The organism is Actinomyces dentalis DSM 19115, assembly GCF_000429225.1.
Lineage (GTDB): Bacteria > Actinomycetota > Actinomycetes > Actinomycetales > Actinomycetaceae > Actinomyces > Actinomyces dentalis.
On the sequence record NZ_AUBL01000037.1, the window covers coordinates 1 to 24548 of the forward strand.

Annotated in this window: 18 protein-coding genes, 2 tRNA genes and 1 pseudogene; 11 read left to right on the forward strand and 10 right to left on the reverse strand. The window is 71.3% G+C overall.

Features of this window, described 5'->3' with window-relative positions:
* The 8 genes and pseudogenes from G446_RS21540 to nadD all read right to left on the reverse strand — a co-directional run.
* Window positions 1-112, reverse strand: a 112-nt coding sequence (locus G446_RS21540) for a transposase family protein (RefSeq protein ID WP_156916601.1), incomplete at its 3' end; no start/stop codon positions are given.
* 280 nt (window positions 113-392) lie between these two features.
* Window positions 393-3476: a hypothetical protein gene (locus G446_RS19990; protein WP_156916602.1), complete on the reverse strand. Its 3084-nt coding sequence runs from the start codon at window positions 3474-3476 to the stop codon at window positions 393-395.
* A gap of 237 nt (window positions 3477-3713) precedes the next feature.
* A tRNA-Ala gene (locus G446_RS0109250) sits at window positions 3714-3789 on the reverse strand.
* A 34-nt stretch (window positions 3790-3823) separates the two neighbouring features.
* Window positions 3824-3899 (reverse strand) — tRNA-Ala (locus G446_RS0109255).
* A gap of 204 nt (window positions 3900-4103) precedes the next feature.
* Window positions 4104-4724: a histidine phosphatase family protein gene (locus tag G446_RS0109260; protein WP_026409935.1), complete on the reverse strand. Its 621-nt coding sequence runs from the start codon at window positions 4722-4724 to the stop codon at window positions 4104-4106.
* 121 nt (window positions 4725-4845) lie between these two features.
* A pseudogene (gene rsfS / locus G446_RS17100) lies at window positions 4846-5235 on the reverse strand (ribosome silencing factor); the annotation flags it as partial.
* A 26-nt stretch (window positions 5236-5261) separates the two neighbouring features.
* Window positions 5262-6971, reverse strand: a complete 1710-nt coding sequence (locus G446_RS19995) for a hypothetical protein (RefSeq protein ID WP_026409936.1) — start codon at window positions 6969-6971, stop codon at window positions 5262-5264.
* A complete protein-coding gene (nadD, locus tag G446_RS0109275) occupies window positions 6964-7608 on the reverse strand; it encodes a nicotinate-nucleotide adenylyltransferase (protein ID WP_390884349.1) in 645 nt (214 codons plus the stop codon). The genes G446_RS19995 and nadD overlap by 8 nt, the downstream gene beginning before the upstream one ends.
* 520 nt (window positions 7609-8128) lie before the next feature.
* Between nadD and G446_RS0109280 the strand changes: the two genes are divergently transcribed.
* The 10 genes from G446_RS0109280 (at window position 8129) to G446_RS0109325 (ending at window position 20546) form a co-directional block, all read left to right on the forward strand.
* Complete coding sequence (locus tag G446_RS0109280) at window positions 8129-8905, forward strand: DeoR/GlpR family DNA-binding transcription regulator (protein ID WP_026409938.1); 777 nt, start codon at window positions 8129-8131, stop codon at window positions 8903-8905.
* A gap of 454 nt (window positions 8906-9359) precedes the next feature.
* Complete coding sequence (locus G446_RS17105; RefSeq protein ID WP_245574655.1) at window positions 9360-10559, forward strand: glycosyltransferase family protein; 1200 nt, start codon at window positions 9360-9362, stop codon at window positions 10557-10559.
* Window positions 10556-11881 (forward strand): glycosyltransferase, encoded by a 1326-nt coding sequence (locus G446_RS17110; RefSeq protein ID WP_084779131.1) that lies wholly within the window; start codon window positions 10556-10558, stop codon window positions 11879-11881. Before G446_RS17105 ends, G446_RS17110 begins: the two co-directional genes overlap by 4 nt.
* Entirely contained in the window at window positions 11881-13011 is a 1131-nt protein-coding gene (locus tag G446_RS0109295; protein WP_026409939.1) for a glycosyltransferase family 4 protein, read from the forward strand. Before G446_RS17110 ends, G446_RS0109295 begins: the two co-directional genes overlap by 1 nt.
* Window positions 13008-14819: an ABC transporter ATP-binding protein gene (locus tag G446_RS17115; RefSeq protein ID WP_034469921.1), complete on the forward strand. Its 1812-nt coding sequence runs from the start codon at window positions 13008-13010 to the stop codon at window positions 14817-14819. The genes G446_RS0109295 and G446_RS17115 overlap by 4 nt, the downstream gene beginning before the upstream one ends.
* Window positions 14809-15987, forward strand: coding sequence for a phosphotransferase family protein (locus G446_RS0109305; protein ID WP_026409940.1), 1179 nt, complete (start codon window positions 14809-14811; stop codon window positions 15985-15987). The genes G446_RS17115 and G446_RS0109305 overlap by 11 nt, the downstream gene beginning before the upstream one ends.
* A complete protein-coding gene (locus G446_RS0109310; protein WP_051285878.1) occupies window positions 15972-17051 on the forward strand; it encodes a phosphotransferase in 1080 nt (359 codons plus the stop codon). The genes G446_RS0109305 and G446_RS0109310 overlap by 16 nt, the downstream gene beginning before the upstream one ends.
* Complete coding sequence (locus G446_RS17120; protein WP_051285879.1) at window positions 17048-18433, forward strand: UDP-glucose dehydrogenase family protein; 1386 nt, start codon at window positions 17048-17050, stop codon at window positions 18431-18433. The genes G446_RS0109310 and G446_RS17120 overlap by 4 nt, the downstream gene beginning before the upstream one ends.
* Window positions 18430-19884: a sensor histidine kinase gene (locus G446_RS0109320; protein WP_026409942.1), complete on the forward strand. Its 1455-nt coding sequence runs from the start codon at window positions 18430-18432 to the stop codon at window positions 19882-19884. Before G446_RS17120 ends, G446_RS0109320 begins: the two co-directional genes overlap by 4 nt.
* Window positions 19881-20546 (forward strand): response regulator transcription factor, encoded by a 666-nt coding sequence (locus tag G446_RS0109325; protein ID WP_026409943.1) that lies wholly within the window; start codon window positions 19881-19883, stop codon window positions 20544-20546. The genes G446_RS0109320 and G446_RS0109325 overlap by 4 nt, the downstream gene beginning before the upstream one ends.
* A gap of 132 nt (window positions 20547-20678) precedes the next feature.
* Here G446_RS0109325 and G446_RS0109330 read toward each other — a convergent pair whose 3' ends face one another.
* Together G446_RS0109330 and G446_RS0109335 are read right to left on the reverse strand one after the other, a co-directional pair.
* Complete coding sequence (locus G446_RS0109330; protein ID WP_026409944.1) at window positions 20679-21092, reverse strand: hypothetical protein; 414 nt, start codon at window positions 21090-21092, stop codon at window positions 20679-20681.
* A gap of 15 nt (window positions 21093-21107) precedes the next feature.
* Window positions 21108-22427 (reverse strand): glutamate-5-semialdehyde dehydrogenase, encoded by a 1320-nt coding sequence (locus tag G446_RS0109335; protein ID WP_051285880.1) that lies wholly within the window; start codon window positions 22425-22427, stop codon window positions 21108-21110.
* Between the two features lie 282 nt (window positions 22428-22709).
* Between G446_RS0109335 and G446_RS0109340 the strand changes: the two genes are divergently transcribed.
* Window positions 22710-23870, forward strand: a complete 1161-nt coding sequence (locus tag G446_RS0109340) for an AAA family ATPase (protein ID WP_026409946.1) — start codon at window positions 22710-22712, stop codon at window positions 23868-23870.
* Window positions 23871-24548: the final 678 nt, after the last annotated feature.

The window sequence follows — 24548 nt, forward strand, 5'->3', positions numbered from 1 at the left end:
GGGTCCGGGAGAGCGCCTCCGTCAGGGCCTTGATGGCCCGCGAAACAGTGGGCTGCGACACGCCCAGGATCTCTCCGATCACCGCCTGCACGATGTTCTGACGCAGGTACATCAAAGTCGCCCGCAGCGACCCGGACAGGCCCAGGATCGGCGGATAACCCTCGACCCCCTCCTCGCGCAGCCAGGCGAGCAGCCCGTCGAACTCATCATCAGTGGCCCGTGGTACACCCCATCATGATGGCCCACTCCTTCCAGGGTCATGAGGGCTTTTCTTCTACACCCATGATACCCCACGGGGGCGGGCCATCATCATATCGCCTCACGGAAATGACCCAGAACACACCCATAATAGCCTTCTACAACACGCGACATTTAGGGATTTAGGGTGCGAATCAGTTTGCTTTTATCAGGAACTTACGAACACTGTACGCGAGATCATTCTCAAGCAATTGGCGAACCTCTGTCTGTTCAGGAGTAGGGTCGATCTTGGCTAACGCCTCAGCAAAATCGCGTCGCACTCTTGGATCAATATCGGTAGCCAGGCGCAAACCAAGATGAGACGGAGAAGAGCGTTCTGTCCAAATGATTGCGGCGAGCGAACGAGAAGCCCAGCCTTGGCCAGCAAGAAAGCCTAAGTCTTCATCAAGGATGCCGGTGTTTCTGAGCTTCTGAAGCACTCGGGTCGGCCAGTAACTGGAGCGGTCATCTGACCCAAACAGCTGGTAAGTCAAATGCTTGATTCGAACATGCTGTTCTTCATCTACAGCCAGACAGGCCGCCAAATACAGGGCTTTCGTCGGAGTGCTGCCATTGTCGAACGACATGCGTACAGCACCGAGTCTGTGAGCAAAAACGGCTTGGGAATCGTCGAATTCTGAAGAAACTGGATCGGTAGCTATACGAATGGCAGCCTCGCAGTATTTTCGGCGAGTCAGTTCATCAAGCCCTTCTACTAGATTTGAGGCCGCCAGCAGATAGTCACCACGGTCAGTTAAAGCAACACGAGTATCCTCAGAACGTTTCAGTAATTCATCAATAACAAGACCTCTCCGCTCCGCTGACATAGAACGAATCATGATTGAGTCACCTATAGCATTTGTGCCGATTTCATACATACCAGGAACGTGTTCCAACGAGGATGCAAGTCGATTAAAGGCGGCGCTAGATTCTTCTACTGAACCCTCGATACCAAACAGATCTATGAGCGCTTCTTGAGCCCACTGGACACCTCTCCTGACTTGTTCCTCCAAACAGGGTTGTGCTATCTTTGGAGAATCAGCCAGAGCCTCCATGGTAATACTTTTACGGGCTTTTTGAGAACGGCTCATTAGTGGGACTAAATGCGCAATTGCTCGGTGTTGTAGCAAGGGCTGACTTAACGCGATTCTCGCAATCGTTATGGCCTCATCCTCATCATGAAAACGATAGTGATTAGAATCAATGTCCGACTGCTTCTCAAAGTGTATCAAAACCGTTTTTGCTTGTTCTACCGTTAGTCGATCAGCAGTTTCCGACAAGACTTTAATGGCATTAAGGTACCGAGAGTATTGGCATGCGCAAGGATCAATGAGAGTACCGTTTTCAGCATTTTTGAGCTCGCCAAGAATCCTCTCTAAGAGAATTTCAATCATTTCATTTGGAATGAAGTCCGCCTCAGCGGAGAGCAAACTGTAAGCAGTTCCAACAGTCCAATAGTTCGGTACGTCTAGACTATCCTCAATATCAATGTATCGGTCTGTATACTGGGCAGCGAGATCTTTCATCCCTGATACGTCAGCAGCTCTTGCCAGATGGCGGGCTGCCGCTTCGGGCTCGTTAGCAGCGCCAAGAACCGCACCGAGTACCCGACGCGCACGTTCCTCACCAACCCAGTCGGCCGAAGATATCGTCTGACGCAGTGCACGTTGGGCGGCAATAGCAGCGGGCCTTAGATTCTGAACACGCAACATTTCCAACGCGGTTGTGTACGCACTATTATCTTTGGTCAAAATATAATCTGATGATTCTATCTCCCCCAGAGCTATCTCGACGGGGAGCAGTTCGTCTACCGCGTCCAAAGTCCATCGTGATCGAAAAGCACGACGACTAAATGTCCAAGTTTGTGCATCTGTCCAGCAGCGCGCAAGACAAGCATCGCTAACTGCTTCATCCCACAACGCGTCGGCTTCTCTAAATTGTTGATGTATAGCCTGATGGCGCGCATACCGAGCGATAACTAATGACCCTAGGGCGTATCCAATACGCCTTCTCCTCGCATCACCGAGAACTCCCGACCAATCTTCAGTAGCCTCAGCTAGAAGGAGTCGAGCACGAATTCGCTGCGTTTCATCGAACTCATCATTATCTATGAACCTAGAGAATAAACTCGATGCTTTCTTCAGCCAATCCAGTCGATCATTGGCTAGAGCAATCTCACCCGCAAGTACTGCAAGCCGCAACCAGTCTTCATTACCATCATGTTTAAAATAATCTAATTCTAATAATCGTCCTAACGGATTCATAGTTAAGTCAACCGCGTGCCTGGCGACCTCAGCAATCGCGTTTACCTGTTCATCGTCAGATGCGTCGTTAGCTATTTTTCGCAGATGGCGTGCATTAATTTCAGCTGCAACTACTCTCCCTTTTTCCAAAGCGATCCAGATCTCGTTCATAAAAGTGCGAGCAGCCTCACCGGCTCGTCCGAGCGTGATCAAGAGCTGGGTTCTATAAGTCTCATGTTTCATTGCGTGGGCCTGGAACCCGGACTCACGCAAGAGTTGCTGCCCCTTTTCAAATAGATTAAGAGCACGAACCGGATCTTCGTTACGAATATTGTGTGCTTTTTTGAACTTTTCATCCGCTCCAGTAACTTTTTCTGGTGTCCGCACGATAGCTTCACTAACAACTACGGCATTCACCTCGGGAACCTTGATAGGGGAGAGAGTAAAAGGTCTACAGAATTTCTCGGCAGTCGGCGTTCCAAAAAAATCAATGACAATCTCTGGACGCCCCCTTAACTTCACAGATAGTTCTTCATTATCCCACAACTCCAGAAGAACTGGATGGAGCATTCTTTGACATTGTTGAAAAGCGTCGACAATAGTAGTGTCGTTGGCCTCGCAAGCAACACCAATGATAAATCTCTTAATTTCGATTGGTCGTGTAGTCGTGCGAAATTTTTCGACAGCTTTCTGCAAGTCTGACGCCGTGAATCGTTTATATTTTTTACTCTGCAGGGCAACTCCATCTTGATTGGAGTCGACCGCAATGATGTCAAGACCGTGTTGAGTTTGCCCTAGTCGTCCGTATAACTGCGCGTTCCGCAAACCTTCAACATCACGCAAAATGCGCACCTGAATTCGTTCAAAATCCTTCCAGGAGAGTTTGTCGAACGGGAGAATCGGACTCCCAGTAATAGGAGCTGATACAATACTGCTGGGCCTGTCTTCCAGTTCAGAATCGATTGATAGTGGAGTCCACTCTTCGTCGGTAGGCATATAAACCATTTTCAAACCTTTCCTGCGAGAACGTGCGCTCGAAATTACATGCTTGTCAGAAACATCTTTAGTAATCAAAAAAATTGAATCCATTTCGATGTCGCAGGGGATTCGGAGTAGTCACGCATACCATCATTCGACCCCTACACCGCAATACCGATCGACAGATCTGAACCACTACTTCTGGCGAAAAGTATCATTAAAGAAAAAATTGACACAAATACTTTTATTAAAGCCTGGTGGAGCTAGGGGGATTCGAACCCCCGACCTCTTCCATGCCATGGAAGCGCGCTACCAACTGCGCCATAGCCCCGAAGGGAGACCGCCATCGGCTCGCACCGGGCGGCTGGTGGAGCTAGGGGGATTCGAACCCCCGACCTCTTCCATGCCATGGAAGCGCGCTACCAACTGCGCCATAGCCCCTCGGACGGGCGCCGACCCTCGCGGGCGACGGGGCCAACTCTAAGGACTGGCGCGCCGCCCGGCAAATCCGTCCCGCGTGCGGTACCTCACCCGGGCGGCCGCCCGCGTGCCGTGCGCACCGCGCGCCCGCGTCACACGACCCGCCCGGACGGTCGGCCCCGCGCGACGGCGTCGGCGCGGACCGGCCCGCGCGGCCGGCGCGGCTCACTCCCCCACCGGGGCGGCGTCCCCCTTGTTCCAGGTCCTCACCAGCCATCCCGGCGCGCGCTCGCTGTCGCGCAGCACGGCGTAGTGGCAGTTGTCCATGCCGCGCAGCCCGAACCAGGCCGTGGGGTCCAGGCCCAGCAGGAGCGTGGCCCCCAGGGTCAGGGCGGAGCCGTGGGCGACGACGACCACGCGCCCCTCCCCCGTCCGCGAGGCGATCCGCTCCAGGGCCGTCCCGACCCTGCGGGCCACATCGATGCGCGGCTCGACGCCGACGCCCTCGGGCTGGCCGCCGTCGCGCCACACGGCGTACTGCTCGGGCCACCCGTCCATCATGGCGGCGCGGTCCAGGCCCTCCCACACGCCGAAGGAGCGCTCGATGAGATCGGCCTCGACCTCGATGTCCAGCCCGGTGAGATCGGCCAGGATCTGCGCCGTCGTGCGCGCCCGGCTCAGCGGGGAGGACACGATGCGGTCGGGGCGCGGCGACGCCAGGATCCGCGCCGCCGCGGCGGCCTGCGCCAGGCCGGTGGCGTTGAGGGGGATGTCGACCTGGCCCTGCACCCGGCCCACCAGGTTGTGATCGGTCTGGCCGTGACGCCAGAGAATGAGCTCGGTCATGCCCCGCCCCGCGGGTTCACTCGGCCGGCGCGGCCCCGGCGGCCCCGCCCGCTGCGGCTCCGGCATCCCCACCGGCCCCGACGACCCCGACGGCTCCAGCGGTCGCGCCGGCCCCGTCCCCGGCGTCCCCGGCGGCTCCATCGGCCGCGTCCGCGTCGGTGGGCAGATCGATGAGGGGGCAGTCGCGCCACAGGCGCTCCAGGGAGTAGAACTCGCGGTCCTCGGTCTGCTGGACGTGGACGACGATGTCCCCGTAGTCGATCAGGACCCAGCGGGCCTCGTCGAAGCCCTCGCGCATCTTGCGCTTCGCACCGGCCTTGAACATCGCCTCGTCGACGGCGTCGACGATGGAGCGCACCTGCCGGTCGTTGGCGCCCGAGACGATGAGGAAGACGTCCGTCAGGGCCAGGCGCTCGGAGACGTCGATGGCGATGATCTGCTCGGCCTTGCGCTCGGCGGCCGCGCGTGCGGCGGTGCGGGCGAGTTCGATGGCGTCCGGCGTGGCGCTCACGTATCTTCTCCTGGGGTCGATCGCGCTCAAAGAAGCATGGGGGCCGGCGGCGCCGACAGCGCCGACAACTCGGCGGGCCGGGGCGAGGGCGGCGGGGCGGAGCTGGACTTGCCCCCGCGCAGGAAGAAGAACCACAGCAGGGCGGCCACCACCGCGACGACGAGCAGGACCAGCACGATGAGAACCGCGCGGTTCGGCCCCCGCCGGGGCGCGGGGGCGCTCCTGACGGTCGGCGCGCCCGGCCACGCCTGCCGGGCGGCCACCTCGTCGGGCGTGGGGGCCATGGGCGGTTCGGCCGCCGCGGTGCTGCCGTAGGGGCTGTCCAGGCGAGGAGGGCGCCCGGCGTTGTCAGGACGCCCGGAGTGTCCGGAGTGATCGGGGCGCCCGGGGTGTCCGGAGTGATCGGGGGAGTTGTGCAGAGCCCTCCACCGGGGGCTGTCGATGCCGTCGAAGTCCTCGTCGACGAACTGGACGGAGGTGAGCTCGCCGGTCGCCCCGTCGACGGTGCGCACGCCCTGCACGGAGGAGGGGATCCTCACAATGGGGCGGCGCGACGGCGTCGTCGGGCTCGACGGGGACATCTCCGACGGCGAGGCCTGCGACGGACTCGAGGAGGTCCAGGGCGAGGGCTCGGCCTCGGGGGCCAGGGGGGCCGGCACGATCGGATTGGCGGCGGGCGGGGCGGGTTCGGGCCGAGCCGACGCCCGGGCCAGCGGCTCGGACGTGAAGGACCCCGCCGGCGAGGTCGGCGACCGGTAGTCCGACCGCGGTCCGGGCCGGCCGGGCGAGGCCGTCGGTGCCGGCCCTCCGGGGTCGGGGCTGAACTGGAACGGTCGGCCGGACTCCGCCGGCCCTCGGGCCGGGCCCCCGGAGTCGGAGCTGAACCCGGACGCCCGGGAGCCGGTCTCGGCGGGCTGGGACGCCGCCGAGCGGGAGGAGAACACCGAGCGGCGCTCGGGCACCGTCGAGGGCGCGCCGGAGAAGTCCATGCGCACCGGGGGCGCGTCGGACGAGTCCGGCAGGTCCGCGGGGTCCATCATCCCGGTCTCCTGGGCGGCGATGGCCAGGACCTCGTCGGTGGTCCGACGGGGCCGCCAGCTGGGGACGGAGTCCTGCGGCTCGGACTCCGCGGCGGGCGGCGCGGACGGTGCGGAGGAGGCCGGTGAGGCGGACGGCGCGGACGACGCCGGCGGCGCGGATGAGGCCGATGACGCCGGCGGCGCGGACGAGGCGGACCTCGCGGACGAGGCGCGGCGGCGCCTGCGCGGGGCGGGCTCCGGCGCGGCGGGCAGATCGCCCTCCAGAACGGCGGCCGCGGCGGCCTCCAGCCCCGGCGCGGGCCTGGCCGCGGCCCCGCCGCCGGACCTGGCCGCGGCCCTGGTCCCGCCACCGACTCCGCCGCCGGACCTGGCCGCGGCCCCGGACCCCGGTCCGGGCAGCGCCGCGTGCGCCCCCGTCACGGCCCGCGGCTCGGCGTCGGGCTGGTTGGCGAGGGGGTTCTGCAGCGCCTTCGCCTGCTCCACCGTGAGCTCGCCGGCCTCGACGGCGGCCCTGAGGGCCTCGGCCTCCTCGCGCAGGCGCTTGAGCTCCCGGCGCGTGAGGAGGGGCTGCTGCCCGGTGATATACGCCTCGCGCTCGGCGGCCCGCTCCGCCCGCCTCATCGAACGCCGGGAGCGGCGGAAGCCACCGGAGGAGCCTGCCGGCTGGTCATCATTGACGTCGGTGTTCTCACTCACCGTCGTTCTCCTTCCTCAGGGACTGCTCACGTGCAACGCGCGCCGTCATCGAGGTGGTCGACGCCTGGCGCTGGGTCACACGATAGAGGCCGTACTTGCGGATGTACTGAACAACGCCGTCGGGGACCAGATACCACACGGAAGCACCGCGTCCCACTCGTTCACGGCAGTCGGTCGAGGATATCGCCATGGCGGGCACCTCGACGAGGGAGACGCGGTCCGCGGGCAGACCGCCGTCGGTCAGGGCGTGCCCGGGGCGGGTCACCCCGACCAGGTGGGCGAGGCCGAAGATCTCCTCGTTGTCCTTCCACGTCAGGATCTGCGCCAGGGCGTCCGCGCCGGTGATGAAGTACAACTCGGCGCCCGGGTACTCGGCGGCGATGTCGTGGAGCGTGTCGATCGTGTACGTCGTCCCGCCCCGGTCGATGTCGACCCGTGAGACCGTGAAGCGGTTGTTCGAGGCCGTGGCGATCACCGTCATGAGGTAGCGGTGCTCGGCGGGCGTGACCCGTCTGCCCTTCTTGAAGGGCTGGGCCCAGGTCGGCACGAAGACGACCTGGGCCAGCCCGAAGACGTTCTGAACCTCGGACGCCGCGACCAGGTGGCCGTGGTGGATCGGGTCGAAGGTCCCACCCATGATCCCGATACGCAGGGGCTGTGAACCGACGCTCACGGACGCTCCCTCCCGGGGTCGGGCGGGCCTCTCGGCCGCCAGGACACTCCTCGATCTCGGTTCCGCGCAAGACGCGCAGTACCACCATCCTGCCACGTCATCGCCCTCGGAGCGGGATGAACGCCGGTCGGCGCGGGCGGAACGGGCGGGGAGGACGCCCCTCGGCCACGCCCGGAGCCGCGCCGGGGCCCGGCGCGCGGCCGCCCGGGGCCCGGCGTGCGGCCGCCCGGGGGCCGCCGCGCGGCCGTCCGGGGCCCGGCGTGCCGGGCGACGGGCGCGCCCGCGGATCGCGGTCCGACGCCGGGCCCGCCGTCGGACCGAGCGGCAGAACCATCCCATCTGACTGCTCCCGACGTCATCAACGTCCAAAGCCTCATCGCATGTCACACGCAGGATTCGTGAGCCTCGTCTCTGCTCTATGCTGCCCCCAACCCCTCGAAAGCCCCCGCAGCCGCGAGGCACTCCGATGCACACGGGAGCAACGATGACCCGACACGAACGCCTCTCCGCCATCCTCGGCATGATCGTCGAGGAGGGAACCGTCCACATCGATGACATCACCGAGCGGCTCGGCGTCTCCGCGGCCACCGCCCGGCGGGACCTCGACCTGCTCGCCGAGCAGCAGCTGATCACCCGCACCCGTGGAGGGGCGTCGGCCAACCCCACCTCCTCCGAGCTGCCCCTGCGCTACCGGACCTCCCGCATGGGCGAGGAGAAGACGCGCATCGCCCGCGCCGCCGCCGCCATGGTGCGCCCGGGGGACACGATCGGGCTCAACGGGGGCACCACCACCACGGAGGTGGCGCGCGAGGTCGCCCTGCTGCCGGACCTGACCGACCCGGAGACGCCGGTCACCATCGTGACCAATGCCGTCAACATAGCCAGCGAGCTCACCGTGCGCCAGTGCGTGCGCGTCGTGGTCACCGGCGGCGCCGCCCGCGCCCGCTCCTACGAGCTCACCGGCCCCCTGTCCTCCCTCATCCTCCCCCAGATCTCCATCGGCACCCTGTTCCTCGGCGTGGAGGGCGTGAACGACCGCGGCGTCTACGCCTCCCACGAGAGCGAGGCCGCCGTCAACGCCGCCCTCGTGCGGGCGGCCCGCAGCGTCGTCGTCGTCGCCGATCACACCAAGCTCGGCCGGGCCGCCTTCGCCCTCATCTGCCGCACGAGCGAGATCGATGAACTCATCACCGACGAGGCGGCGGAGCCCGAAGCGGTCGAGGCGCTGCGGGCCGCCGGCGTCGAGGTCCATCTCGTCTGAGCCCCGTGCCCGCCGGGAGCGCCGGACGCGGTGGGATCGACGGGCTGGTCGTCGGGGGCGGTTCCGGCGCCCGCCCCCGCTCCACCCCCGCCAGCCGTCCACATGGTGGGACGGCGTCTCGCATGTCGTGACGCGCCCCGGCTCGCGAGATCGTCACTTAACCCGCGAGCACGTACCTCTAGCAGACGTGCTCGCGGGTCAAGTGACGTGCTCGCGGACCGCGGCGCAGATCCCCGGGCGCCCAGGACGCCGAGACGCGGACGGCGACAGTCCCGACGCGGACGGCGACGGCCCTGGCGGGCCCGGTGCACCCGGGTGAGCCCCGCGCCGGGACCGGCGAACCCGCCCGTCCCGCCCCGGCGGAGGTTCCTGAGAACTCTCTCATCATCGTCTCATGGCCGTCTCCTGGCCCCCGCCGATCCTGGTTCCACAGGCCTGGAAAAGGAGAGGCACAGTGAGTCAGGACACCACCCGCATCGTGCTCTACAGCCATGACGCGCTCGGGCTCGGGCACCTGCGCCGCAATCTCGCGCTCGCCCATCAGCTCGCCCACGACCTGCCGCGCCTGACCGGATCGGGCGTCACCGGCCTGCTGGTCGCAGGTCTGGCGCCCCCCGCTGACTTCCTCCTGCCCCCGGGATTCGACTGGCTCATCCTGCCGGGCTTCACCAAGGGCCCCGTCGGCTACCGCCCCAGGCGCCTGCGGGACACGCCCCAGTCGCTGGCGGCGCTGCGCTCCGCCCTCGTCGCGACCGCCCTGACCGACTTCGCCCCCGCGCTCGTCATCATCGACCGGCACCTGTACGGGGTGCGCGGCGAGCTGCGCGCCCCGCTGCACCGCCTGCGCGAGGCCCGCCCCGCCACGCGCATAGTCCTGGGCCTGCGGGAGGTCCTCGACGACCCCGAGACGGCCGCCTCCGAGTGGGAGGCCCTGGACTCCCCCGACGCCCTGCGCCGGATCATCGACGAGGTCTGGGTCTACGGCGACCAGCACGTCCACGATCCCCTCGCCTCCGGCGAGATCCCGGACTTCCTGCACGACCTCGCCGTCTTCACCGGATACCTCGCCGACGGGCGTGCCCTGCTGGACCGCGAGCGCTGCCGGAGCGAGGCCCCTTTCGTCCTGACCACCGTCGGCGGCGGCTGCGACGGGGCGCGGCTGCTCACGATGGCCGCGGGTCTGACCCCTCCGCCCGGGTACCGCCACATGCTCGTCACCGGCCCCCAGCTCGGCGAGGCCGACGCCGCGGCCGTGCGCGACGCCGCCGCGCCGGGCACCGAGATCCACCGGTGCCCGCCGGGACTGAGCCGGTACATCGAGCGGGCCTCCGCCGTGGTGACCATGGGCGGCTACAACACGGTCTGCGAGGTCCTGGCCTCGTCGGCGCCGGCCCTCATCGTGCCCCGCGAGGAGCCGCGCCGCGAGCAGCTCATCCGCGCCCGCGCCCTTGAGGACGCGGGGGCCGTGGACGTCATGAGGGACGCCGATCTCGACGCCGGGGCCCTGACCCGGTGGGTCGCCCGGGCGGTCACCCGCCGGGTCCTGCGCGCCCACCTGCGGCGCGACGGGCTGCGCGCCTCCACCCGCCGGGCCGCCGCCCTGCTGCGCCCCGATCCGAGTATCAGTCACCGACGACAGGAGAAGGCCTCATGAGCCGCACCGGATACGTTCTCAAGGTCTACCCCCGCTTCTCCGAGACCTTCATCGTCACCGAGATCCTGGCCCGCGAGGAGCTGGGGGACGACCTGACCATCTACGCGCTGCGCCCCACCACCGACTCGCGCTTCCACCCGGAGATCGCCCGGGTCCGCGCGGGGGTGTCGTGGATGCCTCGCCCCTTCAAGGCCTGCGAGCTGTGGAGCCTGCTGGCGGACTCGCTGCCCGACGCCGGGCAGCGCTCGCGCCTGGCCGGGATCATGCCCGTCCTGGCGGACCTTCCGGGTGACGACGTCGCCCAGGGCGTGGCCCTGGCGGCGGCGGCGCGGGCCGACGGCGTGACCCACCTGCACGCGCACTTCGCCTCCCTGGCGGCGCGCATCGCCTGGATCGCCTCGCGCCTGAGCGGCATCCCCTACACGGTGACCACCCACGCCAAGGACATCTTCCACGACGGCGTCGACCCCGTCTGGCTGCGGCGCGTGTGCTCCGACGCCGATCGGGTCATCGCCATCAGCCGGTTCAACGAGCGCCACCTGCGCACGGTGCTGGAGGGGACCGGGGCGCGGATCTGCCTGCGCTACAACGCCCTGGAGCTCGACCGCTTCCCCTTCCGGCCGCCGGCGCCGCCCGCGCCGGGCACCGCCCTGAGGGTGGCCGCGGTGGGCCGCCTGGTGCCCAAGAAGGGCTTCGAGGTCCTGCTGCGGGCGCTGGCCGCCCTGGTCGAATCCGGCGTGGAGGTCACGGCGGTGATCGCCGGCGAGGGGGAGCTCGGAGACTCGTTGGCCGCGCTCGTGCGGGAGCTGGGGCTGGGCGAGCGGGTCCAGCTGCCCGGGGCGCTGACCCAGAGCGAGGTGAAGGCCCTGCTGCACGGCTCCCACGTCCTGGTCGCGCCGTGCGTGCCCGCCGCGGACGGCAATGTCGACGGCCTGCCCACGGTGGTCCTGGAGGCCATGGCCTGCGGGACGCCGGTGATCGCCACCGAGGTGACCGGCATGCCGGAGGTGGTGCGCGACGGCGAGACCGGGATCCTGCTGCCCCCGGGCGATGCGCTGGCCCTGGCCCGCGCCCTGCGGGGCCTGGCCGACGGGTCGGTCGATCCGGCCCCCCTGGCGGCCGGGGCGCGCGGGCTCATCGAGGAGGAGTTCGACTCCCGCGCCCAGGCGGCGGTGCTGTCCGCCTGGCAGCGCGGGCGGCCGGGTGAGCGGCCGGACGGGCAGCCGGACGCGGAGGCGCGGGGGGCGGAGCGGCCGGGTGAGCGGCGGCCGGAGCAGCCGGCCGGGCGGCCGGCCGGCGCCGGGACGGAGGAGGTCGGCTGATGCGCGTGTCCTATGTGTGCCTGGACCCCGGCGTGCCCGTCTTCGGCGCCAAGGGCGCCAGCGTCCACGTCCAGGAGGTGGTGCGCGCCCTGCGCCGCGCCGGTCACGAGGTGGTCCTCCACGCGGCCCGCCGCGGCGGCCTCGTCCCCGCGGACCTGGCCGACCTGACGGTCGTGGAGACGCCGGTGCGCGCGGACGACCCCGCCGGGCGCGAGCGGGCGCAGGCGGAGGCCTCCCGGCGCGCGGCCCGCGACGTCCTGGAGCGCGGCGCCGACCTCGTCTACGAGCGCTACTCCCTGTTCTCCACCGCACTGGCCGACGTCGCGCGCGCCGCGGGCGCGCCCGGCGTGCTGGAGGTCAACGCCCCCCTCATCGACGAGCAGAGCAGGCACCGGGTCCTGGTGGACGGGGCCGGCGCGCTGGCCGCCCTGCGCGCCCAGGCCGGGCGGGCGCGCCTGACCGCGTGCGTGTCCGACCCGGTGCGCCGGTGGGTGGAGCGCCTGGTGCCGGACTGCCGCGCCGCGACCGTGCCCAACGGCGTGTCCCTGGAGCGCATCCGCCCCTCCCGGGAGGATCCCGGCGGTGTCGTCGTCGTCTTCGTGGGGACCCTCAAGCCCTGGCACGGCGTGGACGACCTGCTCCGGGCCGCGGCGATGGCCCGCGCCCCGTGGAGCCTGCGCATCATCGGCGACGGCCCGCAGATGCCCGCGCTGCGCGCCCTGGCCGGCGGCCTCGGGCTCGACGTCGACTTCCGGGGGGAGGTGGCCCCCGAGCGGATCCCCGCGCACCTGGCCGGGGCGGCCATCGCCGTCGCCCCCTACCCGGACTTGGGCGGGGCGGACGAGCAGTACTTCTCCCCCCTCAAGGTCCTGGAGTACCTGGCCGCGGGCCTGCCGGTGGTTGGCTCCGCCGTCGGTCAGCTGCCCGGGATGCTGCGCGGCGCCGGGGTGCTCGTGCCGCCCTCCGACCCGGCGCGCCTGGCCGGGGCGATCGACGCCCTGGCGCTCGACGCGGACGAGCGGGCCCGCCTGGGCGCCGCGGGGCGCCGGGCGGCCGAGGAGCGCCACGGCTGGGACCGGGTGGTGGCCGACGTGCTCTGCCGGCTGGGGCCGGAGGGGGGCGCGTCATGAGCGCCCGCGTGCGCCGCTCGGCGCTCACCCGCACCCTGCGCCTGGTGGGCCCCGACCTGCGCCCCCACCTGCTGATGGTGGCGGGCGGGACCCTGGCCCTGATGTGCGAGGTCGTCTTCCGGGTGCTCGAGCCCTGGCCCATGAAGATCGTCGTCGACTCCGTCCTGTCCTCGCTGGGCACGAGCACCGGCTACGCGCCCGCCAGCGTCCTGGGCCTGGTGGCCTGCGGGGCGGGGCTCGTGGGGCTCGTGTTCATGCGGGCGCTGTGCAACTACCTGGCCACCGTGTCCTTCGCGCTGGCCGGCTCGCGCACGGCGATCGCGCTGCGGGCGCGCGCCTTCCGGCACGTGGCGGGCCTGTCCCAGCAGTTCCACGCCCGCAACCGCAGCGCCGACACCGTCCAGCGCCTGGTCTCCGACATCGCCCGCATGCAGGACGTGGCCGTGACCGCCGGCCTGCCGCTGGCCGCCAACGTGCTCACGCTCCTGGTCATGGTCGTGGTCATGTTCGTCCTCGACCCGCTGCTGGCGCTCGTCGTCGTCGCGGCCGTGATCGTCTTCCTGGTCACCTCCTCGGGCAGCTCCAAGCGGATCACGACGGCGTCGCGGCGCACCCGCAAGAGCGAGGGGCAGCTGGCCAACACCGCCCAGGAGGCGCTGGCCACCATCAAGGTGGTGCAGGCCTACGGTCTGGAGGAGCTGATCCTGGACCGCTTCATCGGGGCCAACCGCGACTCGCTGCGCACCGGGGTGCGCTCCCTGCGCCTGGCGGCGCGCCTGGAGCGCTCCACCGACGTCCTGGTGGGCGCGGCCACCGCCCTGGTCATGGTCGGCGGCGGGCTGCGCGTGCTCCAGGGGGCGATGACGCCGGGGGACCTGGTCCTGTTCACCACCTACCTGCGCACCACCATGAAGCCCCTGCGGGACATGGCCAAGTACACCGGGCGCATCGCCCGCGCCACCGCCTCGGGCGAGCGCGTCGCCGACCTCATGGCGGTGGTCCCCGACATCGTCTCGCCCGCCTCCCCCCTGCCCCTGGGACGGGTGCGCGGGCGCATCGACTTCGACGGCGTGGTCACCCGCTACGACGGCGACGAGGTCCTCCACGGCATCAGCCTGACGGTCGAGCCGGGCGAACACGTGGCGCTCGTGGGCCCCTCGGGGTCGGGCAAGTCCACGCTGGTGTCCCTGGTGGTGCGCGCCCTGGACCCGGTGGCCGGCGAGGTCCGCCTCGACGGGCTGCCCCTGCCGGCGCTCGACCTGGGCGAGCTGCGCGCCGGCGTGTCCGTCCTCCACCAGGACGCGGTCCTGCTCACCGGCACCATCCGCGACAACATCCGCATGGGGCGGCCCGACGCGACCGACGCCGAGGTCGAGGCCGCGGCGCGCCGGGCGGGCGCCCACGACTTCATCGTCTCCCTGCCCGGCGGCTACGCCACCCCCGTCGGGGAGCGGGGCGACACCCTGTCCGGGGGACAGCGCCAGCGCGTGGCCATCGCCCGGGCGCTGCTGCGCGACACGCCGGTGGTCATCCTCGACGAGGCCACCACGGGGCTGGACCCCGCGGCCCGCGCCCTCGTGCTCGACGCCGTCGACCGCCTCGCGCGCGGCCGGACCACGCTCATCGTCACCCATGACGCCGACGTCGCCGTGCGGGCGGACCGGGTCGTGTGGATCGAGGACGGCCGGGTCGTCCTGGACGACTCCCCCGAGCGCCTGCTCGCCCGCTCCCGGATCTTCCGCTCCTGGACCGGGGCGAGCCCGGCGCCGGGCGCGCACGCCGCCGGAGGCGGGCGCCATGGACGCTAGCACCCCGGCCGCCGTCGAGGCCGTGCTCGACCAGGACCGGCTGTCCGAGCTGATCGGCCGGCCGGTGCGCGCCGCCCGGCTGCGCATCAAGCCGGACGTGTCGCTGACGGTGGGCCTGGAGGACGCGGCCACCGGCCGGCCCGCCGGCTGGGCCCGCCTGATGTGGCCCTCCGGCCGCGCCAAGGCGGACAGGGCCGCGCGCCGCGCCCGCGCCCGCGGCCTGCGCACCGTGCGGCGCGAGCTCGACGGCGGTCTGGTGCTGCACGCCGGTCGGCTCGCCTCCGACCCCGCGCTCATGGAGCACGTGGGCCGGGCCGCGGCCGGCGGGCTCGTGGAGGGCCCCGACGGCGCGCGGGTGCTGCGCCACAACCCCCTGCGGCGCCTGGTCGTGCGCACCGGCGCCGGGGTGGTGCGCATCACCTCCGCCCCCCAGGACGACGAGCTGCGCCTGCGGGGCTTCATCGGCGACCGCGTCCCGGGCGCGCCCATCCCCGCCGCGGCCCCCGGGTTCGCCGCGCCGGGCCCGCCGGTGCACGTCAGCGCCCTGAGATTCGTGGGCGACACCGACCTGGAGCGCGCGGCGCGCCCGGGGGCGAGTGCGGCGGGCGCGCTCGCCGCGGCGAGTACCGCGGCCGGGGCCGCCCTGGCCGCCCTGCACGCCTCGACCCGGCGCCTGCCCCCCGACCTGGCGGCCCGTCTGCCCGGGCGGCGGGCGGACGGGCGGCGGGCGGGAGCCGTCCACGCCTCGGTCCTGCGGGCCCTGGACCCGGCGCTGGCGGCCCGGGCGCTCGCCCTGGACGAGCGCCTGCCCGCCGATCCGCCCGCGCCCCGGGTCCTCGCCCACGGCGACTTCACGCCCGACCAGGTCCTGGTGCGCCTGGACGACGGCGCCGTGTGGCTCACCGACTTCGAGCGCTCCCGGCTGGCCCCCGCCGCGACCGACCTGGGCTCCTACCTGGCGGTCGTCGACGGCGCGGCGGCGCGCGCCCTCCTGGACGGCTACGCCGACGCCGGCGGGCGGGTGCCCGACGGGCCCGGTCTCGCGGCGGGGACGGCGCGCGCCCGCCTGGCGCGCCTGGCCGAGCCGCTGCGCCACGCCGACCCGCTCTGGCGCGAGCGCATCGGCCGGGAACTGGAAGAGTTGGAGGGGACATGCGCGACACACTGACTCGACCCCCCGGCGCCGGGTGCGGCCCGGCCCCCGCCCTGGCGCGGATCCCCGGGCTGCGCCGGGCCTGGCCGGAGGCCGACGGCGCCGTCGTCTTCGAGGCCGTGGACGCCGACGGCCTGCTGCGGGCCGGGCGCGTCGACCGCGCCGGGGCCCGGCGCCTGACGCCCTACGCCGCGGACCCCGACCTGCCCGGCCTGTCGCCCGCCCTGGCGGCCGACCTGGGCGGGCGCCTGGTGGTCCACCGGCTGGGACGGCGCGCGGTCGTCGTCGGCGAGCGCCTGGTGCGCAAGCTCGTGCGCCCGGGCCGGGCCGACCGCCTCTGCCCGCCGCGGACGCGGCGCGCCTTCGGGGGCGCCGGCCTGCGCGTGCCCGAGGTCGTGGGCCGCGGCTCCGACCACGTCGACCTGGAGCTCGTGCCGGGACGGCCCCTGCACGAGCTGGGGGACGCGGGGCTGGCCGGCTGGCGGCGCCTGGCCCGGGTGTGGCCCGACGTCGTGCGGGGCGCGGACGCGCGCGCCGCGCTGCCCGAGCACACGGGCGCGCACGAGGCGGCCGTGCTGCACCGGTGGCTGGTCCGGGCGCGCGCGGCCGGGGCCCTGGACGCCCTGGACGCCGCGGCGGGCGGCCGGGGCCGGATCGAGCGGGGCGTCGAGCGGGCGTGCGCCGCCCTGGGCGAGAACCCCCGCCCCGCGGTCGCGGCCCACCGGGACCTGCACGACGGCCAACTCCTGTGGGATGGGCGCGAGCTGTCCCTGATCGACCTGGACACCACCGCCGCCGCCGAGGCCGCCCTGGACCTGGGCAATCTCGCCGCGCACGCCGACCTCGCACGCGTGACCGGCCGCCTGGGCGCCGCGGCCCACGACCGCGTCCTGGGCCTGCTGGACGACGTCGCCGCGCGCCTGCCCACCGCCTCCCGGCGGCTGCGCGCCTACACTGACGCCGCGCGCCTGCGCCTGGCCCTCGTCCACGTCTTCCGCCCCGGCGCCGGCGCCTGGCTGGCGGCCTGGACCCATCTCGCCCTGAACAGCACCACCACCCTCGGATGGAGAGCAGAATGAGACTGACAGTGATCGGCTGCGGCTACCTCGGAGCCGTCCACGCCGCGGCCATGGCCGACCTGGGCCACCACGTCCTGGGCGTGGAGACCGACCCGGCGCGCCTGGAGCGGCTGGTGCGCGGGGAGGCCCCCTTCTACGAGCCCGGCCTGGACGAGCTGCTGCGCCGGGGCGCCCGGGAGGGGCGCCTGCACTACGCCACGGCGCCCGGCACCACGCGCCGCACCCGCGCCGACGTCCACTTCCTGGCCGTCGGCACGCCCCAGTCGCCGTCGGGCCGCGGGGCGGACCTGAGCCACCTGTGGCGGGCGGTCGACACCCTGGCGGCGACGCTGCCGCCGCGCGAGCGCCTGGACGAGCTGCCGCTGGTGGTCGGCAAGTCGACCGTGCCGGTGGGCACCGCCCAGCGGGTCGCCGACCGCCTGGCCGGGCGCGCCCTGGTCGTGTGGAACCCCGAGTTCCTGCGCGAGGGCCTGGCCGTGTCCGACACCCTGCGCCCCGACCGCATCGTCTACGGCCTGCCGGCCGACCCCGCGCGGGCCGAGCGGGCCCGCGCGGTCCTGGACGAGGTCTACGCCCCCATCCTCGAGGCGGACGTGCCCCGGCTGACCATGGACTACCAGACCGCCGAACTGGTCAAGACGGCGGCCAACGCCTTCCTCGCCACGAAGATCAGCTTCATCAACGCCATGTCCGCCCTGTGCGACGCCGCGGGGGCCGACGTCGCCGTGCTGGCCGACGCCATCGGGCGCGACGCGCGCATCGGCCACCGCTTCCTGCGCGCCGGCATCGGCTTCGGCGGGGGCTGCCTGCCCAAGGACCTGCGCGGGCTGGAGCAGCGCGCCGCCGAGCTGGGCGCCGACGGCCTCGCCTCGTTCCTGGACCGGGTCGACGCCATCAACCGCGGGCAGCGCGACCACGTGACGCGGATGGCCCTGGACGCCCTGGGCCCCGATCCCGCGGGCCGGGCGGTGACGATCCTGGGCGTCACCTTCAAGCCGGACAGCGACGACCTGCGCGACTCCCCCGTGCTGGAGGTGGCGCTGCGCCTGAGGGACGCCGGCGCCGTCGTCACCGTCCACGACCCCAGGGGCCTGGCGGGCCTGTCCCGCCACCACCCCGACCTGCGCGCCCAGCCCGACGCCCTGCGGGCGCTGGAGGGCGCCGAGCTGGTCATCCTGGGCACGGAGTGGAAGGAGCTGACGGACCTGGATCCTGCGGCGGCGGCGGCGCGGGCGGCCCGGCCCGTGCTCATCGACGCGCGCAACGCCCTGGTCCCCTCCCGGTGGACGGCGGCCGGGTGGGACTACCGCGGCATCGGCCGCCACGCCGGTCCGCGGCGGAGCGCGCCCGCACCCGATCGCGCGGACGCCGCGGCCGGATGAACCCCGCCGCCGCGCTCCGCCGGGCCACGATCCGCACCCGGCTGACGTGGACGATCATCGCGGTCTCCCTGATCGCCCTGCTCACCTCCGGGGCGGCGGTGTGGGTGCTGGGCCTGCGCAGCCTCCACGACGACGTCGACACGCGCCTGGCCCTGACCCGCGCCGAGCTGCGCCAGATGGCGGGCAGGGGGGCCGACCCGGTGACGGGCCGCGCCCTGACCGACCCCGCGCAGGTCGTCCTGGCGCACCTGGAGCGCTCGAACCTGCCGCCCTTCGACAGCGAGCTCGGCATTGTCGACGGGCGGGCGCGGTGGGTCTCCGCCCAGGGCGACGGGGCGTCCCTCCGGTCCGACACGGCGCTCATGGACCGGCTGCTGGCGCTGTCGCAGACGGACGAGTCGGTCATCGAAACCGTCGAGACGGCCTCCGGGCGCCACCGGGTGCTGGTCGTGCCGCTGAACGACGGCGTCCAGCGGGCCGCCCTGGCGCGCGCGGTCGACCTGGGCGCCGCGGAGGCCGAGCTGCGGGGCACCATGGGCCTGTACGCGGCGTCCGCCGTCGTCACGGTCGCCCTGGCCGGCGCGCTGTCGTGGTTCGGCGTGGAGCGGCTGCTGCGCCCCATCGAGGAGCTGCGCCGGGCCACCGACTCCATCGACGAGCGCGACCTGACCACCCGCGTGGCGGTGCGCGGCCGGGACGACCTGTCCGCCCTGGCCGGCGCCGTCAACCGGATGCTGGACCGCGTCCAGCGCTCCGTCGAGACCCAGCGCGAGCTCCTCGACGACGTCGGGCACGAACTGCGCACCCCGATCACGGTGGTGCGCGGGCACCTGGAGCTCATCGACGCCGCCGACCCCGACGACGTGCGGCAGACCAGGGAGCTGGCCCTCGACGAGCTCGACCGCATGGGGACGCTGGTCGCGGGCCTGCTGGAGGTCGCCCGCAGCTCGAGCGTCGACTTCGTGTCCCCCGCGCCCACCGACGTCGCCGCGCTGACGGCGCAGGTCCTCGACAAGGCCCGCGCGCTGGGGCCCCGGGACTGGATCCTGGGCTCCAGCGCCGAGGTGACGGCCGCGCTCGATGCGACGCGCATCACCGAGGCCTGGCTGGAGCTGGCGACCAACGCGGTCAAGTACTCCGCCCCGGGCTCGCCGATCCGCCTGGGGTCGCTGGTGGCGGGCGACGAGCTGCTCCTGCGGGTGGAGGACCGGGGCATCGGCATCGCCCCGGAGGATCTGCCGACCATACGCCGCCGTCTGGCGCGCGCCCCGCAGGCGGCGGCCATGGCGCCGGGGACGGGCCTGGGCCTGAGCGTCGTGGAGAATATCGCGGCCGCCCACGGCGGGGCCCTTGACGTGGAGTCCGCGCCCGGGCGAGGATCAATCTTCACCCTGCGCCTGCCGCTGACGCCGGCCCGGGGCGCCGCCAACGAGTCGGGAGGAGTCCCGTGAGCACCGTGCTGATCGTCGAGGACGAGGCCCGCATCGCCTCCTTCCTCACCAAGGGCCTCAAGGCCGCGGGCTTCACGCCCCGGGTCGTCACCAGGGGCGGGCAGGCCGTGGAGGCGGTGCTCATGGGCGGGATCGACCTGGTCCTGCTGGACGTGGGGCTGCCCGACATCGACGGCTTCGAGGTCCTCGAGCGCCTGCGCGGGCAGGGCGCGAGGACGCCCATCATCATGCTCACGGCCCGCTCCTCGGTGGCGGACCGCGTCGCGGGCCTGGAGAACGGGGCCGACGACTACATGCCCAAGCCCTTCTCCTTCGAGGAGCTCGTCGCCAGGGTCCGCCTGCGCCTGCGCCCGACGGCGCCGGAGGGCGGGGCGGACGGCCACCTGATCGAGCACGACGGGCTGGTCCTGGACCTGCGCACCCGGCGCGTGAGCGTCGAGGGGCGCTGGGTCGACCTGTCCGCCCGGGAGTTCTCGCTGGCGGAGACCTTCATGCGCCACCCGGGTCAGGTCCTCAGCCGCGAGCAGCTGCTGGAGCGGGTGTGGGGGATGGACTTCGACCCGGGGTCCAACGTCGTCGACGTGTACGTGTCCTACCTGCGGGGAAAGCTCGGCAGGCAGCGGCTGGAGACGGTCCGGGGCGTGGGCTACCGGCTCGTGTAGGCCTGGCCCGCGCGCGGGTCGCCCGGGCCGGCGGCGGTCAGCCGACCTGCGGGCGCGCCTCACCCCGCCCGGGCGCGCGACGCCGCGCCGCGCCCGGCCGTGCGGCATCAGGCCCGGCCCGGGCGAGGGGGCTCAATCGCCGTCGAGATCCTCGGCCTCGTTGCCATCCGCCGCGTCGTTGTCGGGATCGTCCGGGGAGGAGGGTGTGGGCAGAACCTGGGGCGGGGGCGCGACGACCTCGGGCGCCGCCTCCGCCCCGGCGGGCGCCCGCGCCGCCGAGTCCGCCGAGTCCGAGGGCCCCTGCGCCGCCGAACCCGCCGACCCCGCCGGGTCCGACGAGTCCGAGGGCTCCTCGGCCGTCGGCGGGCCCGCGGGGGCCGGGGGCGGGGAGCCCTCCGCGTCGCGGGGCGCGGACGTCATGGTGATCCCCGGCTCGCCGACGGGCTCGGCGGGCCCGCGCAGCACGACCGCGGCCAGGCCCGCCAGGGCGGCCGCGGCGCTGAGCGCCACCCCCGCGGCGACCGCGCGGCCGCGCCGGGCCCTCACGGGGCGCCCCCGCCCTCAGGGCCGCACATGGCCGTCCCCCTCGACGATCCACTGCGTCGTGGTCAGGGCGGCCAGCCCCATGGGGCCGCGGGCGTGCAGCTTCTGGGTGGAGATGCCCAGCTCCGCGCCCAGCCCCAGCTGGCCGCCGTCGGTGAAGCGCGTCGAGGCGTTGACCATGACGGCGGCGGAGTCAACCGCCGCGACGAAGCGGTTCATGCAGGCCACGTCCCGGGTGAGGATCGCCTCGGTGTGCCCGGTGGACCACCGCGCGATGTGGGCGACGGCCTCCTCCAGGTCGGCGACGACGCGCACGGCCAGGTCGGGGCTGCCGTACTCGGTGGCCCAGTCCTCCTCGGTGGCGGGCACCAGCAGGTCCTCGTGGCCGGAGCCGGCGGCCGCGGGGGCGAGGAGGGCGCGGGCGGCGTCGTCGGCGTGAAGGGTCACTCCCCCGGCCCACAGGGCGGCCGCGGCGTCGGGCAGGAGGGCCCCGGCGGCGTCGCGGTGCACCAGGAGGGTCTCGGCGGCGTTGCACACGCCCACGCGCTGGGTCTTGGCGTTGACGATGATCGGCACGGCGGCGGCGACGTCGGCGGAGGCGTCGGCGTAGATGTGGCAGTTGCCGCTGCCGGTCTCGATGACGGGCACCGCGGACTGCTCGACGACGGCCCTGATGAGCCCGGCGCCGCCGCGCGGGACGAGGACGTCGATGAGGCCGCGGGCCCGCATGAGCGCGGCGGCCCCCGCCCTGCCGGCGGAGTCGATGGTGGCGACCAGGTCGGCCGGCAGGGCGGCGTCGGACAGGGCCCCGCGCAGGACGTCCACAATGGCGGCGTTGGTCTTCTCAGCGGCGCTCCCGCCGCGCAGCACGACGGCGTTGCCGGACTTCAGGGTCAGGGCGGCCACGTCGACGGTCACATTGGGGCGCGCCTCGTAGATCATGCCCACCACGCCCAGGGGGACGCGCACGCGGCGCACCCGCAGGCCGTTGGGCAGGGTGCGGCCGTCGACGATCTCGCCGACCGGGTCGGGCAGGCCCGCGATCTCGCGCAGGGAGTCGGCGATGGCCCCGATGCGCTCGGGCGTCAGGGCCAGGCGGTCGACCAGGCCCGCCCTCATGCCCGCGGCGCGGGCGCGCTCCAGGTCGGCCCCGTTGGCGGCCAGGATGCGCGGGGCGGCCTCCACGAGATGGTCGGCCATGGCGCGCAGCCCGGCGTCCTTGACCTCGCGGCGCGCCCCGGCCACCGACCGTTGGGCGGCGCGGGCGGCGGTGGCGGTGCGGGCGACCAGATCGGCGGCCTCCTGCTGGGACGACGGGGCGGCGGCGGTCTCACTCATGGCACCACCATACGGTGCCGGGCGGCCGCGGACTCCGCGAACGGGTACCGGATCACGGCCTGGTGGCGTAGGATGCCCCTGCGAGGGCATTCGACCGTTCCGCCCACGGCTTGAGCATCCGCACCGCTCGCCGTGGGTCGACCACCACCACCCGCGGTCGGGTGCCCTCGCCTCACGTCCGGGCGGAGGCGCCGATCCCCGCCTCTGAGCCGCCAGTTCTGGTGATAAGGGCTCAGTAGTAGGCTAAAAGTAGGCAGAGCGAGCAGAGAAACAGGGACGCCTATGAAGATCACGCACCTGGCGGCGAGCAACTGGCGGAACTTCAAGAACGTGGAGTTCGATGTCGGCGAGCGCCTGTTCGTCGTGGGCCCCAACGCCGCGGGCAAGTCCAACCTCCTCGACATCTTCCGCTTCCTGGCCGACATCGCCGGTCAAGGTGGCGGGCTCGCCTCCGCCGTCGATCGTCGGGGCGGCCTGAAGAAGGTCCGCAGCCTGTTCGCACGCACCAACGCCAAAGAACGTCTCGTCGTCGACGTGACACTGCGGGACGGCGGCGACTCATGGCGCTACAGACTCTCGGTCAAGGGTGAGGGGAAGGGGCGGAACCGCCCCGTCGTCGACGAGGAACTGGTCGTGAAGAACGGAGAGGAACTGCTCAGGCGTCCCGACGACCGGGATCTGATGGATGAGGTCCTCCTGACCCAGACGCATCTCGAGCAGATCGCATCCAACCAGAGCTTCCGCTCCATCGCCGACTACTTCGATCGAGTCCAGTACTTCCACCTCGTCCCCCAGATCATTCGCGACCCCTCGCGCGCTGTAGTCGCCGATGACGACCCCTTCGGAAGCGATTTCATCACCCAGATGAACGCGACCCCAACTCGTATCCGTGATGCGTGGCTCGGGCGCATGCAGCAGGCCCTGCGCGCAGCAGTGCCCGGATTCGAGTCCCTGACCATTGAGACGGACACCGCCGGCAGACCGCATCTGATCGCCGGCTATAAGAACTGGCGGTCAACGCCTTCGAAGCAGAACGAGGCCGACTTCTCCGACGGCACCCTGCGACTCATAGGCCTGCTGTGGGCCATTATCAGGACGCCGGCGAACCCGAGGATCCTGCTGCTGGAGGAGCCCGAGCTGTCCCTCAACAACGCTATCGTGAGAATCCTGCCCTCGGTGCTCGCGCAGGCGCGGCGCTCCTCCGATCTCCAGATCATCCTGTCGACCCACGCCCCCGAGATCCTCAACGACGAGGGGATCGGCCCCGATGAGGTCCTCGTCCTGCGGGTCACGGACGACGGCTCGCGCGCGGACCTCCTCTCCTCGCTGCCGAAGGCGATGGACGACCTCGACCTGGGGCTGACCGTCTCGGAGGCCGTCGACGGACTCATCGCCCCCGCCGATCTCGCGGGTCTGCTCAAGGCCGCGCGGAGTCGTCGATGACGGACAGACCCGCGTCCTGCACGCCCTTCTCAACAAGTGTGCCCCTGAACATCGGAAGGTTATTCAACGGACGGCGATGCGGATCCGGTGGCGAGATCGCCGGGTAGGCGTCGAGCACGTCACTTAACCCGCGAGATCGTCACTTAACCCGCGAGCACGTACCTCTAGCAGACGTACTCGCGGGTTAAGTGACGATCTCGCGCGCGGGGGCAAGTTCCCGCGGGCCCCGTCCGACCGTCAGGGCGCCCGTCGTGGTCGCCGCCCGCCCCGCGGCGCCCCTCCCGAGGTCCCGCGGCGGCGCAGGTTGTCCGAATCTGTTGCAAAGGCCCCGATCGAGCCGGGGCACCGGAAGAGAAACGTTGATATTCCGCGCTTTCCTCCGCCGCCGATCCTGGCCCGGGACGCCTTTGCAACAGATTCGGACACGATCCCGCCCCGAACCGCCCCAGGAGCCCCACCCGCACCACCACGATGAACTTCAACAAGAGATATTGACCGCGGCGGCCCCGCCGGATCCCGATTCTGGCGCTCCGGGAGGATCGTTCGGGCCTGCACCTCGGATGCGCTCGACGGATTCCGCATGATTCCGCGGTTCTGATGGCGGCGCGGTCGAGTGCGGGGCGGAACGATCCTCCCGGAGCGCCATTTCCCGCCTCGGACGGGCTCACGGAGCGGGGA

Coding starts and splice junctions, on each gene's coding strand:
- G446_RS0109280 (WP_026409938.1), top strand. CDS start 8,129: ATGACCCGACACGAACGCCTCTCCGCCATCCTCGGCATGATCGTCGAG.
- G446_RS17115 (WP_034469921.1), top strand. CDS start 13,008: ATGAGCGCCCGCGTGCGCCGCTCGGCGCTCACCCGCACCCTGCGCCTG.
- G446_RS0109335 (WP_051285880.1), bottom strand. CDS start 22,427: ATGAGTGAGACCGCCGCCGCCCCGTCGTCCCAGCAGGAGGCCGCCGAT.
- G446_RS17110 (WP_084779131.1), top strand. CDS start 10,556: ATGAGCCGCACCGGATACGTTCTCAAGGTCTACCCCCGCTTCTCCGAG.
- G446_RS0109295 (WP_026409939.1), top strand. CDS start 11,881: ATGCGCGTGTCCTATGTGTGCCTGGACCCCGGCGTGCCCGTCTTCGGC.
- G446_RS0109305 (WP_026409940.1), top strand. CDS start 14,809: ATGGACGCTAGCACCCCGGCCGCCGTCGAGGCCGTGCTCGACCAGGAC.
- G446_RS17120 (WP_051285879.1), top strand. CDS start 17,048: ATGAGACTGACAGTGATCGGCTGCGGCTACCTCGGAGCCGTCCACGCC.
- G446_RS19990 (WP_156916602.1), bottom strand. CDS start 3,476: ATGCCTACCGACGAAGAGTGGACTCCACTATCAATCGATTCTGAACTG.
- G446_RS0109310 (WP_051285878.1), top strand. CDS start 15,972: ATGCGCGACACACTGACTCGACCCCCCGGCGCCGGGTGCGGCCCGGCC.
- G446_RS0109260 (WP_026409935.1), bottom strand. CDS start 4,724: ATGACCGAGCTCATTCTCTGGCGTCACGGCCAGACCGATCACAACCTG.
- G446_RS0109340 (WP_026409946.1), top strand. CDS start 22,710: ATGAAGATCACGCACCTGGCGGCGAGCAACTGGCGGAACTTCAAGAAC.
- nadD (WP_390884349.1), bottom strand. CDS start 7,608: ATGGGTGGGACCTTCGACCCGATCCACCACGGCCACCTGGTCGCGGCG.
- G446_RS0109320 (WP_026409942.1), top strand. CDS start 18,430: ATGAACCCCGCCGCCGCGCTCCGCCGGGCCACGATCCGCACCCGGCTG.